Source organism: Cryobacterium sp. PH31-L1, from assembly GCF_030063145.1.
GTDB lineage: Bacteria > Actinomycetota > Actinomycetes > Actinomycetales > Microbacteriaceae > Cryobacterium.
In genome coordinates, this window is record NZ_JASISM010000002.1 from 148,269 (window position 1) to 164,604 (window position 16,336).

The 16,336-nt window shown below is 66.2% G+C and carries 13 protein-coding genes; 7 read left to right on the forward strand and 6 right to left on the reverse strand.

Translation table 11 applies throughout. The annotated features are described in order from the left end of the window. Positions 1–7 precede the first annotated feature (7 nt). Positions 8–988, reverse strand: coding sequence for a sugar phosphate isomerase/epimerase family protein (locus QMF22_RS05080; protein ID WP_283451043.1), 981 nt, complete (start codon positions 986–988; stop codon positions 8–10). 32 nt (positions 989–1,020) lie between these two features. After that, positions 1,021–3,183 (reverse strand): PQQ-dependent sugar dehydrogenase, encoded by a 2,163-nt coding sequence (locus tag QMF22_RS05085; protein WP_283451044.1) that lies wholly within the window; start codon positions 3,181–3,183, stop codon positions 1,021–1,023. 250 nt (positions 3,184–3,433) lie between these two features. Between QMF22_RS05085 and QMF22_RS05090 the strand changes: the two genes are divergently transcribed. Continuing rightward, positions 3,434–4,426: an IS1595 family transposase gene (locus QMF22_RS05090; protein ID WP_283451045.1), complete on the forward strand. Its 993-nt coding sequence runs from the start codon at positions 3,434–3,436 to the stop codon at positions 4,424–4,426. Positions 4,427–4,521: 95 nt separating this feature from the next. Continuing rightward, on the forward strand, positions 4,522–5,718 hold the full coding sequence (locus QMF22_RS05095) for an ROK family transcriptional regulator (RefSeq protein ID WP_283451047.1): 1,197 nt from the start codon (positions 4,522–4,524) through the stop codon (positions 5,716–5,718). A 236-nt stretch (positions 5,719–5,954) separates the two neighbouring features. Here QMF22_RS05095 and xylA read toward each other — a convergent pair whose 3' ends face one another. Further along, positions 5,955–7,169, reverse strand: a complete 1,215-nt coding sequence (xylA, locus tag QMF22_RS05100) for a xylose isomerase (RefSeq protein WP_283451050.1) — start codon at positions 7,167–7,169, stop codon at positions 5,955–5,957. Positions 7,170–7,364: 195 nt separating this feature from the next. On the opposite strand from xylA, the gene QMF22_RS05105 reads away from it, so the two are divergent. Continuing rightward, positions 7,365–8,678, forward strand: coding sequence for an FAD-binding protein (locus QMF22_RS05105; RefSeq protein WP_283451052.1), 1,314 nt, complete (start codon positions 7,365–7,367; stop codon positions 8,676–8,678). Positions 8,679–8,771: 93 nt separating this feature from the next. Here the strand turns inward: QMF22_RS05105 and QMF22_RS05110 are convergent, their stop codons facing one another. Both QMF22_RS05110 and QMF22_RS05115 read right to left on the reverse strand, forming a co-directional pair. After that, on the reverse strand, positions 8,772–9,617 hold the full coding sequence (locus tag QMF22_RS05110; protein WP_283451053.1) for an NAD-dependent epimerase/dehydratase family protein: 846 nt from the start codon (positions 9,615–9,617) through the stop codon (positions 8,772–8,774). A gap of 35 nt (positions 9,618–9,652) precedes the next feature. After that, complete coding sequence (locus tag QMF22_RS05115) at positions 9,653–10,657, reverse strand: aldo/keto reductase family protein (protein ID WP_283451055.1); 1,005 nt, start codon at positions 10,655–10,657, stop codon at positions 9,653–9,655. 136 nt (positions 10,658–10,793) lie between these two features. Here QMF22_RS05115 and QMF22_RS05120 point away from each other — a divergent pair, with 136 nt between their 5' ends. From QMF22_RS05120 to QMF22_RS05135, 4 genes are all read left to right on the forward strand, one after another. Then, the gene (locus QMF22_RS05120; protein WP_283451057.1) at positions 10,794–11,984 is read left to right on the forward strand and encodes an ROK family transcriptional regulator; all 1,191 of its coding nucleotides are present in this window, start codon (positions 10,794–10,796) and stop codon (positions 11,982–11,984) included. A 94-nt stretch (positions 11,985–12,078) separates the two neighbouring features. Further along, positions 12,079–13,356, forward strand: a complete 1,278-nt coding sequence (locus tag QMF22_RS05125) for a multidrug effflux MFS transporter (protein WP_283451058.1) — start codon at positions 12,079–12,081, stop codon at positions 13,354–13,356. A 173-nt stretch (positions 13,357–13,529) separates the two neighbouring features. Beyond that, positions 13,530–14,234: a phosphatase PAP2 family protein gene (locus QMF22_RS05130; RefSeq protein ID WP_283451061.1), complete on the forward strand. Its 705-nt coding sequence runs from the start codon at positions 13,530–13,532 to the stop codon at positions 14,232–14,234. Between the two features lie 43 nt (positions 14,235–14,277). After that, positions 14,278–15,675 carry an NAD(P)/FAD-dependent oxidoreductase gene (locus tag QMF22_RS05135; protein WP_283451063.1) on the forward strand — a complete coding sequence of 466 codons (1,398 nt, stop codon included), beginning with the start codon at positions 14,278–14,280 and terminating at the stop codon, positions 15,673–15,675. Positions 15,676–15,704: 29 nt separating this feature from the next. Here QMF22_RS05135 and QMF22_RS05140 read toward each other — a convergent pair whose 3' ends face one another. After that, positions 15,705–16,202: a hypothetical protein gene (locus tag QMF22_RS05140; RefSeq protein WP_283451065.1), complete on the reverse strand. Its 498-nt coding sequence runs from the start codon at positions 16,200–16,202 to the stop codon at positions 15,705–15,707. Positions 16,203–16,336: the final 134 nt, after the last annotated feature.

Sequence of the window (16,336 nt, forward strand, 5' to 3'; positions counted from 1 at the left end):
GCGGAGCCTAGAAGCGCACGTTCCGCAGGTAGTTGTAGCCCACCTCAGCGGTCTGTAGCGGGGTCACGTCGGGCTGATCGTTCTCGACCGCGTACAGCTTCACCGGGTGGGCGTCGAAGATGCGCGCGAAGTCGATCGCGCCGGTGCCGAGGTCGGCGAAACCGCCGTCAGCGTCGCGATCCTTCACGTGGTACTCGAGCACCTTCTGCGGCGCGTCCCTGATAACGTCGATCGCGAACTGCACCGGGTCGGCCGCGCCGACGCCGACACCGCCGGTCACGGCCCAGTACAGGTCCACCTCGAGGTGCACGAGCTTCGGGTCGAGCCGCGACGTGAAGACCTCCCACGGAGTGAGCCCGCCGCCCAGGTCGGTCGTGAACTCGTGCGCGTGGTTGTGGTAGCCGTACTTGATCCCGCTCTGCTGGGCGAGCGCCGCCTCGGCGTTCATCTGGTCGGCCCACAGGCGCCAGTCGTCTGCCACGCTCGACGCCAGGTAGGGCACGTTCATGTAGGTCTGGCCGAGCGTCACCGCGCCGGCGATCTTCGCCTGCAGCGCCGCGGGCGAATTGCTGATGCCGTCGTGGCTCGAGCTCGGCGTGATGCCCAACTCGTCCAGGTAGGTGCGCATGGCTTCCGGGGTGCGGCCGTACAGCCCGGCGAGTTCCACCTTGGTGTAGCCATAGTCCGCGAGAGCTTCGAACGTGGCGTCCACGCCGTCGCCTCTCATGATCGAGCGCAGCGTGTAGAGCTGAATGCTGATCAGTCCCGGCGGCACCTTGCGGCCCTTCCTCGGCTTTCCGGGCTTGCCTCTCAGATCGTGGCCGGGCTCACCGCCCGGCGCCGCCATGGCCGAGCCGGCGCCGGCCACCGCGAGGCCGGCACCGGCACCCATCGCGAGCGCTCCGCGCAGAAAGTTGCGGCGGCCGAGGTTCTTCGTGCTTTCGAGCGACTTGTACAGCTCAGTCGCTCCGTCAAATCCATAACACATGGGATTACCTTTCGTGGGTCTGCGAGGCAGGACTAGTTGGAGTGCAGAACGACTTCAGCGCTGCCGGTGAGGGGTCCGGAGGAGTCTCCGCCGACATCCGTGTAGGAGGCGTTGAAAACGCCGGACAGGTCGTCGGTCTCCGGGTTGTGGCCGGAGGGGACGGTGGTGGTGATGGTGCCGGAGCATCCGCTCGACGTGGTGATCGGGTGGCCGTGCGAGTCGTGGCCCAGAATGTAGGTCACGCTCACGAGGGCGCAGTCCACGGCCTGGTCGTCGGTGACGAGAACCTCATACGCCACGGTGTCGCCGAATTCGAAGTCCTGGCCGACGACGGGGGTGATGAAGGTCACGACCGGGGCCTGGTTGCCCACCTCGATGTCGACCTCGGCCGAGGCATAACGTCCGCGGTCCTTGCCGCCGGCGTCGGTCACCTGCAGCGACGCGGTGAAGGCGCCATCCGTCTCGTAGGTGAACGTGGGGTTCTGCTCGAGGGAGTCGACGACCCCGTTCGAGTCGAAGTCCCAGGCGTAGCTGAGCTTGTCGCCCTCGGGGTCGGTGGTTCCCTCGCTGGAGAACTCCACGGTGAGCGGTGACGCGCCGGCGGTCGGGGTGCCGGAGGCCATCGGAATGGGGGAACGGTTGCCCGTGTCGCCGATGAAGTCGATGCGCGAGAGCTGCGCGTCGGGGTTCTGGGCGAAGTAGCCGTCACCATATTCAAGAACGTAGAGCGCGCCGTTGGAGCCGAACTCCATGTCGATCGGGTTGTCGACGATGATCGAATCGACCACGGCCTCGATCTTCTCCAGCTCGCCGTCGGTGAGTGTCATTCCCTTGATGTAATCGCGGGTCCACTCGTACATCATCGACATTCCGTCGTAGTACTTCGGCCAGGCAACGGATGCCTTGCCCTTCGACGCCTTCTTGTCGTAGTTGTAGACGGGCCCGGCCATCGGGCCGATACCACCGGTCTCGAGCTCGGGGAACTCGGCGGACAGTCCGTAGCCGTACCAGACGTCGGGCTGCACCACGGGAGGCAGCTCGCGCAGCCCCGTGTTGCGGGGCGAGTCGTTCACGGGAGCGGCACAGTCGAAGGCCTCGCCGGACAGGCCGGTCGCGAAGTCGAAGTCCACGTACGGCAGTTCGGCGGTGGCGCAGTACGGCCAGCCGTAGTTCGAGGCTTCGGTGATGCTCGTCCACTTGCCGGTGCCGGCCGGTCCGCGGGTGACATCGGCGGTGCGGGAATCGGGGGAGTAGTCGGCAACGTAGAGCTCGCCGGTCTTCTGGTTCAGCTCGATACGGAACGGGTTACGCATGCCCATCACGTAGATTTCCGGTCGGGTGAGGTCGGTACCCGGTGCGAACAGGTTGCCCTCGGGAATGGTGTATCCGCCGTCGGCGCCCGGGGTGATGCGCAGAATCTTGCCGCGCAGGTCGTTCGTGTTTCCGGCGCTGCGCTGGGCGTCGAAGGCCGGGTTGCTCTCCATGCGCTCGTCGATCGGTGTGAAACCGTCGGAGGAGAACGGGTTGGAGTCGTCGCCGGTGGAGAGGTAGAGGTTTCCGGCCTCATCGAAGACGATGTCACCGCCCACGTGGCAGCAGATGCCGCGGTCGACGTCGACCTCCATGATGTTCTGCTCGCTCGCGAGGTCGAACACGGCGCCGTCGAACTGGAACCGGGACAGGGTGATCGAACCCTCGAAGGGTGCGAAGTCCGCCGCTGTTCCGCTGATCGGGGCGTCGCCCTCGTTCACCCCCACGGTGGCCGGGTCATCCAGCGGGGTGTTCTGCGGGGCGGAGTAGTACAGGTAGATCCAGTTGTTGCCTGGCGTGCCGAACTTCGGGTCGAGCGCGATGCTCTGCAGCCCTTCCTCGTCATGCTCATACACGTCGATCGAAGCGGCCAGGGTGTTCAGGCCCGTCTTCGCGTCGTTGAGCCAGATGTCGCCGCCGCGGGTGGTGTGCAGCACATCGTTGTTCGGCAGCACGGCCAGGTCGAGCGGTTCGCCGGGGGTGGCGTCCAGGGTGACCTTCTGAAAGGCCGAGTCGGCCGGGGCCGACGGGGTGGGCGTGCCGGGCTTGCCCGGCGCGCCCTTATCGCCGGGGGCCGCTGCGGCCGGCGTTGCGGAGAGGGCGGCGACCATCAGGGTGGCCATCACGACCCCCACGGGCAGTCGAAGTCCGTGCTTCGTGCGCATATCTGGTTCTCCTCGTTGAGATCACGGCCTCACTCGCAGGTGAGCGGGCCGCTGTCGCCACGGTAAGTGCACACTTCAGTGTCTGAATAACCGGAAGCCCCCGAACGTATTTGTGCTTGGATGCCGCGCGGCGGCCCCGGTGGCGCCGCGCAAACGCCGCGGCGGGGCATCCGCTCTACGGCACCGGAGTGGAAACCCCCTTATTTTTGGCCTCCCGGGGTTTCGCGTTCAGTGCCCTAGTCTGGGGGGTATGCCAACGCCGGCACGACCCGCCTACCCGAACTCCTACGCCGACCTGCGCCTGTGGTTCGACGAGGAGTGGAAGTGCCTCGACTACCTGGACTGGTTGCGCTGGCCGAACGGTTTCTCCTGCCCGGCCTGCGCCAATGCGCACGGCTGGCAGGCGCCGGACCACCGCTGGCGCTGCGCGGGCTGCGGCAAACGGGTGTCCGCCCTCGCCGGCACCATCTTTCACGGCACGCGCACCTCGCTCTCAGTTTGGTTCAGCGCCGCCTGGCTGCTGGTGAACAGCAAGGCCGGGCTCTCGGCCACCCAGCTGCACCGGGAGACCGAGCTCGGCTCGCTGCAGACGGCGTGGGCGATGCTGCACCGCTACCGCTCGGTCATGGCGCAGCCCGGCCGGGATCGCCTGAGCGGTAATGTCGAGGTCGACGTGTCCTACCTCGGCGGGTCGGTTCCGGGCCGCGGTTCGCTTGGGCGGGTGCTGTTCGCGGTCGCCGTCGAAGTGGATGCCGATGGTCTCGGCCGCACGATCGTCGCCTTGATTCCCTCCGCAGGTACAGCGCAGCTGGCCGCCTTCCTGCTGGATTCGGTCGAGCCGGGCAGCCGGGTCGTCACGCACGACTGGTCGGCGTATCCCGCCGGAATCCGGGACCGGTACGTGCACGTGGCCCGACCGATCGTGGCGCCGGGTTCGCCCACCCGCCAGGTGCTTCCCGCCGTGCGTCGGGTGGTGTTCCAGGCGAACCACTGGCTGATGGGGCCGCGGCAGGGCGCGGTCAGCGCCGAACATCTGCCGGCCTACGTCGACGAATGGGTATTCAGGTTCAATCGCCGCCACTCCGACAGTCGCGGCCAGCTCTTTCACGCCCTGCTCGGCTACGCCGTGGCCGGGGCGCCGGTCACCTACCAGTCGCTGTTGAAGACCGGGCGTACCCGTCCGGCGCCGAGCCTGCCGGTTCCACGTGTCGAGTCGGGGTCGCTGGCGCTACCGTGGCGGTGACCGGCCTGGGTGTCGCGGACGGCTTGCGGGGCCGGCGCGCGGCACCCGCTGGGAAAGTACCGAAGTTCGGATGATTCGTGTGGTTGAATTGCCTGATGGTCGACATAAGTCACGTCAATGCCCTCGGTTCGGCCGGGGCGAGTGACCTTTTCCAGGTGTTGCGCGACGGTCATCCGCGCACCCGCACCGAGCTCGCCGACCTGTCAGGACTGGCCCGGTCGACCGTGGCCCTGCGCGTCGATGCGCTCACGCGGCTCGGCCTGGTCGGTCCGGCCGGCAACGCGACGTCGACTGGCGGCCGGCCGTCGTCGCAGTTCGCGCTGCAGTCCGGCAACAAGTTCGTGCTGGCCGTGGACATCGGCGCGAGCCATATTCGCATCGCGTTGAGCGACCTCGGCGGAAGCACCCTCGTGCAGGACTCCACCTTTCTGGAGATCTCGGAGGGGCCGGAAGTCGTGCTGAACTGGGTTATCGAGGCCGGCACCCGGTTGTTCAGCGACAGCAAACGGTCCACGGCCGACCTGCTCGCCATCGGCGTCGGCCTGCCCGGGCCGGTCGAGCACACCAGCGGACGGCCGATCAACCCGCCGATCATGCCCGGTTGGGACCGCTTCGACGTGCCCGGCTGGCTGCGGCAGCACTTTCACGTTCCCGTGCTGGTCGACAACGACGTGAACCTCATGGCGCTCGGCGAACGGGAATACGCCTGGTCGGGCACCGACCACCTCATCTTCATGAAGGTGGCCACCGGCATCGGCGCCGGCGTCATCTCCGGCGGCTACCTGCAGCGCGGCGCGCAGGGCATCGCCGGCGACCTCGGCCATGTGCAGATCGCGCGCGGCGCCGGCGTGCCGTGCCGGTGCGGCAACGACGGATGCCTGGAAGCCGTCGCCTCCGGAGCGGCCCTCACCCGGTTGCTTGCCGCCCAGGGACTGCCGGTGACCACGAGCCAGCACGTGGTCGACCTCGTGAAGCAGGGCAACCTCGAGGCCATCCGTGCCGTGCGCCAGGCCGGGCGCGACATGGGCGAGGTGCTCACCATGTGCGTCAACCTGATCAATCCCTCGGTCATCGTGCTCGGCGGGTCGATGGCGCAGGCCGGAGAACACCTCATCGCCGGCGTGCGCGAAGTCGTCTACTCTCGCTCCAACCCGCTCGCCACCCAGCACCTGCAGATAACCCAGTCCAGCGCCGGGGCCAACGCCGCCATCTTGGGCGCGAGCATGCTCGCCATTCACCACGCGCTCTCGCCAGGGCGCATCGAGGCCATGGTCCTGTCGCTGGCCGGGTGACCGTCTGGCCGCGGCCGGGCGGCATAATTCCTGCAATCTGTGCGGCCCCCGCCGGACTGCCGTGGAGTGGCGCTGCTGTTCAGTGGATCGTCGATGATTTGCAGGCGTTATGCGCCTCGGGAGTGGCTAATTCAGGAAACGGGGGTGCTGGTTGGCACCCGCCCCCTAATTTACGGGGCGGGAGCGGCCAACGCGTGCCGATCTCCTGAATTAGCAACACGAGACAGTGGCAGAGGCTAGCGGGCGCCGAGCAGGTGCTCGAGGGCCAACTGCTGCAGGTGCACGAAGCCGAAGCCCTTGCCGCCGAAGTACGCGTCGGTGTCGAAGTCCTCGTAGGAGCTGCGGTCGGCCAGCAGGTCGTCGTAGGTTTCGCCGGCGGCCAGGGTGTTGTTCGACAGGTCAGGAACCTTCGACGCGGCGAGGGCCGCCTGCACCTCGGGGTCAGCGCGGAACGCCGCAGCCCGCTCCTTGAGCAGCAGGTAGGTGCGCATATTGGCCGCGGCGCTGGTCCACACCCCGGCGACGTCTTCCGTGCGTGAAGGCTTGTAGTCGAAGTGACGCGGACCGGTGTAGGTCTGGCCGCCGTTTGGGCCGCCGTTTTCGAGCAGATCCACCAGGGCGAAGGCGTTCTGCAGGTCGCCGTGGCCGAAGACCAGGTCCTGGTCGTACTTGATGCCGCGCTGCCCGTTGAGGTCGATATGGAACAGCTTGCCCTGGTAGAGCGCCTGGGCGATGCCGGCGGCGAAGTTGAGTCCGGCCATCTGCTCGTGCCCGACCTCGGGGTTCACACCGACCATTTCGGGTCGCTCGAGAGTTTCGATGAAGGCCATCGCGTGCCCGACGGTCGGCAGCAGAATATCGCCGCGGGGTTCGTTGGGCTTGGGCTCGATGGCGAAGCGGATGTCGTAGCCCTTGTCGGTGACATAGTCGCCGAGCAGGTTCACGGCCTCTCGGTAGCGCTCGAGCGCCGAACGGATGTCTTTGGCCGAGTCATACTCGGCGCCCTCGCGGCCGCCCCACATGACGAAGGTCTTCGCGCCGAGCTCGGCGGCGAGGTCAATGTTGCGCAGCACCTTGCGGAGCGCGAACCGGCGCACGGCCCGGTCGTTCGAGGTGAATCCGCCGTCTTTGAAGACCGGAGCGCTGAACAGGTTGGTGGTGACCATCGGCACCACGAGGCCGGTGTCGGCGAGCGATTGCTTGAGGCGGTCGATCTGCGACTGGCGCGCGGCATCCGTCGAACCGAAATCGAACAGGTCGTCATCGTGGAAGGTGAGCCCGTAGGCGCCGAGTTCGGCCAGGTTGGTGACAGCGTCGACGACGTCGAGCTTCGGCCGGGTGGGGCCGCCGAACGGGTCACTGCCGTTGTAGCCGACGGTCCAGAGTCCAAAGGAGAATTTGTCGTCGCGGGTGGGGGTCAGGTCGCTTAGTGGTCGGTTGCTCAGTGTCATGTCGGACGTCCAATTCAGCAGCATCGATGATTTGTTGATTACGCAAACATATACCGGGAGGGGGTGCAGTCGTCAATAGCCGGACTAGCGAATCCGCCGCATTCGGGTAGCTCCAGAATTCGAGTGCAATCACGCCGGGTGAACCTACTGGTCCGGTACGTTGTCCCAAACATCAAATTACGTGAGGCGGCCGGCATGAATCAGGCGGATGAACGCAATTGGGCTCGGAACTACCGCTACGCGGCTCCCATCGTGCACCCGACATCGATCAATGAAGTACAAGAGCTCGTGGCTGGGGCCACTCGAGTACGCGCGCTCGGCTCGCGCCACTCCTTCAACGCGATCGCTGATTCCACCGGCATTCTCTTGGCGCTCGACCGGCTTGACGACGCGATCGTGATCGACCCCGTCGCGATGAGCGTGACAGTTTCTGGCGGCACGACCTACGGCACGCTCGCCGTGGAGCTTGAGGAGCATAGTTACGCAGTGCACAATCTCGCCTCGTTGCCGCACATCAGCGTGGCCGGTGCTATCGCCACGGGAACCCACGGCTCCGGCGATCAGAACGGCAGTCTCGCTACCGCAGTGACGGCCTTGGAGATCGTGACGGGTTCCGGCGAACTGCTTCGGGTCAGTCGGGGTTCGACGCCCGACTTTGCGGGCATGGTCGTGTCACTGGGTGCCCTGGGCATCGTCACCCGGGTCACGCTTGACATTCAGCCCTCTTTCACCGTGCGACAGGTCGTCTACGAGAACCTGCCATGGACCAGCGTGCTGGAGAATTTTGATGCCGTGTTGGGTAGTGCCTACAGCGTGAGCTTGTTCACGGACTGGCAAGGCGAGTCAGCTGATCAGGCCTGGGTGAAGAGCCGAGTCGGTGACGCCCCGGGTGAGGCCCGTCGCGATCTGGCGTCGGTCGGGACCATGCCATTTACCGGCGGCCCGTCGTTTTTCGGGGGGACGGCGGCGACCATTGCGCGGCATCCGCTTCCCGGTATTACAGCGGTCAACTGTACCGAACAGCTCGGTGTGGTCGGACCCTGGTCTGAGCGATTGGCGCACTTTCGGATGGCCTTCACTCCGAGCAACGGCGACGAGTTGCAAAGCGAATACCACGTGCCGCGCGAGCATGCCGTCGCAGCGATCGAAACGATTCGCACGCTCTCCGCCCGGATCGCGCCGCTGCTGCTGGTCGGTGAGGTTCGCAGCATCGCGGCCGACGACCTCTGGCTCAGCCCGAACTTCGAACGGGCCGGCGTGGCGTTGCACTTTACTTGGAAGCCCGAGCAGCCTGCCGTTGAGGCGCTGCTGCTGACCCTCGAAGCGGCGCTGGCCCCCTTCGCGGTGCGGCCGCATTGGGGCAAACTCTTTCAGACGGATGCCAAGACGCTTGCGACCAGCTTTCCCCGGCTCGGCGATTTTCGAGTTCTTGCTGATCGGCTCGACCCGGTGGGCAAGTTTCGGAACGCGTTTATCGCGCGCACGGTGTTGGACCGCGCACACCCCTGACGCTCACGCCGACCGCGGCATTCGTTGTCACCGCAGCGTACGGATGCCGACGGCCAGGGGCGAGCGCCCACGTTGACTAAAGATAGTGGCGAATTACACGTGGTCGCGCCAGCGGTGCTCGGGGGCGAATCCGAGCATCCGTTTCGCCTTGTCGATCGATAACAGGGTTTCGTGTTTGCCGATCGCCTTGACGACGCTGACGCTGGGAAAGACCTCGGCAGCCAGGCTCGCGCTCGACCGGCTCATGACCGTGTCGGCGGCCGCGATGATGAACGTCTCGAAACCCGGCTTGGCTCGTTCGAGCGCCCGAAGCACGGCCTGGGCGCCGTCGCGACCGTCGATGTAGCCCCACAGATTCCACTTGCGCCGGGTGGCGTCGTCGTTGAATGCGGGGAAGGCCGCGTAGTCGTCCTCGTCCATCACGTTGGAGAAGCGCAGCGCCGTGATACTCAAAAGCGGATCCCAGCGCACGAGCTGGATAGCCATCTGCTCCTCAAGGTGCTTCACGAGCGAATAGGTGCTCTCCGGCCGGGCCGGGTACTCCTCGTCGACGGGAAGGTAGGGCGGGTCGATATCGAATGGCAGACCGAGGGTCGTCTCACTCGAGGCATAGACGATCGTCTTGATTCCGGCCCGGCGGGCGGCCTGGAAGACGTTGAAGGTCGCGAGCATGTTGTTGTGGAAGGTGGCCACATCGGACAGAAGGCCAGGTGCCGGGATGGCCGCCAGATGCACGACGGCGTCGAATCCGTCTGTGCGGTCGTCGATGCCGAACATGACGTCGACGACCTGGCCATAATCAGTCAGGTCGATCGTAGTAAATCCCGAACCGTGAGATCCCGCGCGGTCGAGGTTGGTGATGACGTGGCCCTCGTTCGTCAAGCGCGCAACAACGCTGCGCCCGAGCTTGCCACTGCCACCGGTGACGGCGATTCTCATGAATTCTCCTTGCTTCTAAAGCGGATGCCGCTGGCTTACGCCTCGCGCTGCTCCGGCGACACGGTTTTGCGTGGGTCGAACTCGGCCAGGTCGCGCACGGCGGCATCGATCTTCGCCAGCACGTCGGACTCGAGGTGCACCCCGGCGGCCTTGACGTTGTCGGCGACCTGCTCGGGGCGCGAGGCGCCCATGATGGCGGAGGCGACGTTCTTGTTGGCGAGCACCCAAGCGAGCGCGAGCTGCGCCATGGTGAGGCCGAGCTCGTCAGCGATCGGGCGCAATTTCTGCACGCCGGTGAGCACCGGTTCGCTCATCCAACGCTTGATCATGTTGGCGCCGCCCTGAGTATCCGCTGCCCGGCTGCTGGCGAGCGGCGCGGCACCCGGCAGATACTTGCCCGTGAGCACGCCCTGAGCTACGGGGGACCAAACGATCTGCGACACGCCGAGCTCCTCGGAGGCCGGAACCACCTCGGATTCGATGACCCGCCAGAGCAGGGAGTATTGCGGCTGGTTCGAGATGAGCTGGATACCGAGGTCTTTCGCGAGGGCATGGCCAGCGCGCAGCTGTTCTGCGTTCCATTCGCTCACCCCGATGTAGAGCGCCTTGCCCTGACGCACGACGTCGGCGAAGGCCTGCATCGTCTCTTCGAGCGGGGTCTCCACGTCGTAGCGGTGAGCCTGATAGAGGTCGACGTAGTCGGTCTGCAGCCGGGCGAGCGAACCATCGATCGACTCCAGGATGTGCTTGCGAGAGAGGCCGACGTCGTTGTGGCCCTTGGGGCCGGTCGGGCCGAAGACCTTAGTGAAGATCTCGAGGGACTGGCGCCGTTCACCCTTGAGAGCGGTGCCGAGTACCTTCTCGGCCATCGTGTTGGCGTACACATCTGCGGTGTCGAAAGAGCTGATTCCGGCGTCGAGGGCGGCGCGCACGCAGGCCGTCGCGGTGTCGTTCTCGATCTGCGAGCCGTGGGTGAGCCAATTGCCGTAGGTGATCTCCGAGACTTTCAATCCGCTGTTACCGAGATATCGAAATTTCATGTCATTCCTTATCTGGCACTCACTGTCTGTCAGCGCCGTCACTAATTTGTTGAGGTGGGCAACGTATCACCCAACCGAGTCCGCCCGGGGCAGTAGCCTGAATTCTTACCAGGAAATGAGTCGGGAGGAGTGAGCAATGGACGCCATGCAGGGCAATAATCACGACGACGTGCGTCGGCACAACCTGTCGATCATCCTTCGTCTCGTGCACCGCGACGGTGCGGCGTCACGTGCCCAGCTCACCCGCCTGACCGGCCTGAACCGGTCGACCATCGGCGCCCTAGTCGCCGAGCTCGCCGAACACGGCCTGGTCGAGGAGCGCACACCGGACCCGACCAAACTGGCCGGTCGCCCGAGCCCGATCGTCGCCGCGAGCGACCGGGTGGTCGCCATTGCGGTGAACCCTGAAATCGACGCGGTCACTGTGGGAGTCGTCGCTTTGAGCGGCGTTGTGCACCGGCGCATCCGCTGGGCTGTGTCGTCGGTGCCGAGCGCTGCAGAAGCCGTGAGCCTCACGGCGGGCATCGTGACCGAGCTGCGCCGCGATCTCGAGCAATATTCCATTATTGGAATAGGCGTGGCCGTGCCCGGATTGGTGCGGGCGTCAGACGGCCTGGTTCGCCTCGCCCCGCATCTGGGCTGGGTCGATGAGCCGTTCTGTGACCTGCTGGCCGCCGCCACCGGGCTGCCCGTCGTCGCGGCCAACGATGCGAGTCTCGGTGCTAACGCGGAACGCTATTTTGGCGCCGGGCGGGGCATGACCGATGTCATCTATCTCAACGGTGGGGCGAGCGGCATCGGCGGTGGCCTCATCGTGGGCGGAGCCGTGGCCGGCGGCCTGGCCGGCTATGCGGGCGAATTCGGGCATACCCGGGTGAGTTCCGGCAGCAGCACCGACTCCGCCGGTATTGCCGGAACCCTCGAAGCCGAGGTGACCCGCGCCGCCTTGCTCGACGTGCTCGGCCTGCGTGGCAGCGAAACGGATGCCGATGCGCTCGAACGCGCGCTGCTCGCCTCCGACTCCCCGGTGGTGCGCGCCGAGGTCGCCCGCCAGCTCGATTTTCTGGCCGTTGCCCTGGCCAGTGCGGTGAACGTGCTCAACCCGCAGCTGATCGTGCTCGGCGGCTTTCTCGCCGCGCTGCACGCGGCCGATGCCGACCGCCTCAGCAGCGCAGTAGGCGCGCTGGCCCTCGGAGCGGCGTTCGAGGGCGTACAGATTACCCCAGCGCAGCTGGGGTCGAATTTGCTCGTGATCGCCGCCGCGGAGCTGGCGTTCGAAGCGTTGTTGCTCGATCCGCAGACAATCGTGGGGAATATTTCGGGGTGATCCGTTCTTACGACCAGAGCGGCCTGATCGGTCGCTGCGACCATATAGCAGGCCATAAGCCTGCCCGCCTGACCAGCCAAGGACATCCGCTTTCGTGATCACTGCCAGCATTCCCGTGGTTAGCGCCGCGCAACTCGCCTCCAAAGCCGCGCACCCCGGGGACAAACTGACCAGGCGCCAGCGCATCGTCTACATCCTCATTCTCGGCGCGCTCACGGCCCTCGGCCCGTTCACGATCGACCTCTACCTGCCGGCCTTTCCGACCCTGGAGAGCGAATTCGGGGTACTGCCGTCAGTCATTCAGCTGACGCTGACCGGCACCATGATCGGGTTCGGATTCGGGCAGCTGGTGGTAGGGCCGTGGAGCGACAAGGTGGGCCGCCGTCTGCCGCTGATGCTCGCGACCGGTGTGCACATTCTGGCCTGCGTCGGCGCCGCGCTGTCGAACGAGATCTTCATGCTCGCCATCTTCCGCGTGCTGCAGGGGTTCGGCGCCGCGGCCGGCGCGGTCGTCGCTATGGCCATGGTGCGCGACCTGTTCGGCGGCAAGCCGCTCGTGCGCATGCTCTCCCGCCTCGCCCTGGTCAGCGGCCTCGCACCCGTTCTGGCGCCGGTGATCGGGTCGCAGCTGCTGCTCGTGATGAACTGGCGCGGCATCTTCTGGGTGCTCGCCGCCTACGGTGTCATCGTGATTCTGGCCGTCGCCTTCTGGATCGTGGAGACCCTGCCCGAAAACGAGCGCCACGCCAAGGGGCACAATACCCTGGCCCAGCGCTACAAGGCCGTGCTGAGCGACCGCACCTTCGTGGGCGTCGCGATCATCGGCGCGATGACGTTCACCGGGCTGTTCTCCTACCTGTCGGCGTCGCCGTTCCTGTTCCAGGACGTCTACCAGTTCAGCCCGCAGGAGTACGGCCTGCTGTTTGCGATCAACTCCCTCGGAGTCGTCACCGGAGTGCAGTTGAGCTCCCGCCTGATGCACCGTTTCAACATTGGACCCCAGTGGATTCTCTCGGTCTCAACGGTCGTGCTGCTGCTCACGGCCGCCGCGATCGTGCTGCTCGATGTGGCCGGCATGGGACTGTGGGGAACCCTGGTTCCGCTCTGGTTCTTCATCGCGGCCTGCGGCTTCACTCTGCCGAGCGTGCAGGTCATCGCTTTGAACGCGCACGGACATGAGGCCGGTACCGCAGCGTCACTGCTCGGTGCGGCCAACTTCGGCGTGGCCGGTCTGATCTCGCCGATTGTGGGAGTGCTCGGAGTGGGAACGGCGATACCGATGGCATCCGTCATGGGTGTCACCGCGGTGATTTCACTCCTCTCGCTCTGGCTGATCGTGCGCCCGCGCACCGTGCCCGCGCTGGACCACTAGGTTGGTGCGGCCCGGCCCTGTGTCGCGCCCGGGCCCACCTTGGGAAACCGGGCCCATGTTCTATCATGGTCCCGCTTTCCGGGCCCGGGCCCGGAAAATAATGCAGCAAACGGATGCCTGCGGGTTCGGCCCGGTGCATGGCCGAATACAGCGGGCACCCCTACGATGGCGGGATGACTAACCCGGAGCGCGCCGCCGACCCAGCGGTCCGCCGCATCTCCCGCCGCTGGCCCGTCATCAGCGGGCTCTCTGCCGTGGCGCTGGCGGCCCTGCTCGGTCTCGTCGTGGTCGTGCGCGCGAACGGTGTCGCCCTCGAGGTCGACACCGAGTGGATGGACGAGATCATCGAGCACCGCTCGCCGATCTGGGAAATTCCGTCGCTGTTCATGAACGCGCTCGGCGGCGGACTGTTCGGTGTGCTCATCGTTCCACTGGCCATCACCCTCGCGATTGTGCTCATCAAACGGCCCTGGGCCGCCGGGTACTACCTCGTAGCAACCGTGCTGAGCGCTGGCGGGGTGCAACTGCTCAAGCAATTGTTCGGACGAGCTCGACCCGAAGATATGCTGGTCACCTCTGATTTCGGCTCGTTTCCGTCCGGACACGTCGCTAATGCGGCGACCATGGCCGTCTGCCTCGCCATCATTTTTCCCCGGTTGTGGGTGGCCATTGCCGGGGCCGCTTACACGATCGTGATGCTGCTCAGTCGCACCTACCTCGGCGCGCACTGGCTCACCGATACCATCGGTGGCCTGCTGCTCGGTGCCGGGGTCGCTGTTGTGCTGTGGGCTCCGGTCGCGGCGAAACTTGACGGTGAACGAGAAATCGCCGCACGGAGGAGGCTCGAGCGCGCCCGCCAGAAGGGGACCCCAGCATGACGGATGTGCCGTTCCCCGCTCGGCGCCGGCGTCGGGCGGGATCATGACTGACGTGCTGCGCGCAGCCGCGCGCAACGGGGATGTCTCGTTCTGGTGGAACCAGCTCGGTCAGCCCGCGCCGCGCGCGCCCCTGGCCGGGGCAACCCGGGCGGATGTCGTCATCGTCGGCGCCGGCTACACCGGGCTGTGGACGGCGTACTACCTCAAGAAGGCGGCACCGCAGCTGCGCATCGTCGTCCTCGAAGCACGATTCGCCGGCTTCGGCGCCTCCGGTCGCAACGGCGGCTGGCTGACCAACTCGGTCACCGGCGGTCGCGAGCAGTACGTGAAAAGCCACGGACGCGCAGCCGCCGAACGGTTTCAGGCAGCCATGAACGACACGGTCGACGAGGTCATCCGGGTCGCCGCCCTCGAAGGTATCGATGCCACAATCGTCAAGGGCGGCGAGTTCACCGTGGCCTATGGCCGCGCGCAACAGCACCGACTGGAGCAGTCCGCCCGCGCCGAGCAGGCCTGGCCGCACACCGACGTCGAGCTGCTCTCGAAAACCGCAGCGCAAAACCGCATCAACGTGGCGGGCACGACCGGTGGCCTGTGGCATCCGCACTGCGCCCGCATCAACCCGGCCGCACTCGTGGCCGGGTTGGCCCGCGCGGTCGAATCGCTCGGTGTGGAGATCTTCGAGGACACCCCGGTGAGCGAGATCGCGCCGCACCGCGCGGTGACCGCTGCCGGAACCGTCGACGCCACCTACGTCGTGCGTGCCACAGAGGGGTTCACCGCCGGCCTTAAAGGGCTGCACCGAACCTGGCTGCCGATGAATTCGTCACTGATTTCGACCGAGCCGCTCGCGGCATCCGTTTGGGCGAGTATTGGTTGGTCGGGCCGGGAGACCCTGGGCGATATGGCCCACGCCTACATGTACGCACAGCGCACGAGCGATGACCGCATCGCGATCGGTGGGCGCGGCGTGCCGTACCGCTTCGGTTCGAAAACGGATGCCGACGGCCAGACCCCGCAGGCCACCGTCGATTCTCTGCGCGATATTCTGGTGCGCTTCTTTCCGGCGACGAAGAGCGCTCGCATCGACCACGCCTGGTCCGGCGTGCTTGGCGTTCCCCGAGACTGGGCTGCAACCGTCGGTCTCGACCGGCAGACCGGACTGGCGTGGGCCGGCGGCTATGTGGGCACCGGAGTCGCCACCACGAACCTGGCCGGGCGCACACTGACCGATCTGATTCTCGGCCGCGACAGCAACCTTGTACACCTGCCGTGGGTGAACCACCGGGTGCGCGGGTGGGAGCCGGAACCGTTGCGTTGGATCGCCGTCACCGCGCTCTACCGGGCCTATTCGCTGGCGGATCGAGCCGAGCTCGCCGGGCGTCGCACGACGTCGCCGCTCGCGCGGGTAGCCGACGTCGTGTCAGGCCGAGGGCACTAAACCGGGAGCCGCACTTCCCGGCGGAGGCTTTAGAGGCCCAGGCGAGCGGCGTGTCTCGTCCAGCGGTGCACCAGCTGCGGGCGCAGTCGCCCAAGCTCGGCCAGGGTGAGCGGGTCGGGCGGGCGCACGACGGTAACCCCGAGCGTGTCGATCATGTTCTCGAAGCCCGATCGGGGCCAAATCTGACCCCGGAGGCGGAGCAGCACGTCGCCCTCTGAGTCCAGCAGGTACAGGTGCGGGAGCGTGTCGACCATCCCGTTCTGGTACAGATCGACAAGCACGACGCTGGCGATATCGGCCGTGCCAATCGTGGTCAGTCGGCCGAACAGGTCTCTGCTCTCCAAGCGCGTACCCGTCACGGTGACACACATATTGCGGGCTCCGAACACGGCGACCACTCCGAGTACGGTCAGGCCGAGCTGAACGGCGGCGACAAAGATCCAAGTGTCGCGGGGAATGGCGAGCCAGTACAGCACGATCAACAGGGGCACGATGAACGACAGCGCAGCGATGATAGACCGCTCCACCAGCTTTCGCCGGGGTCGCAAAATCTGCATTCCGTCCGGCTCGATCCCCTCGCGCACCATGTCTTTCGTCCCACCCCTCAGATTGAGTATCCCGCACCTCGAGCGGAAATCCTTCTCCTGATTCGAGGGGGTAG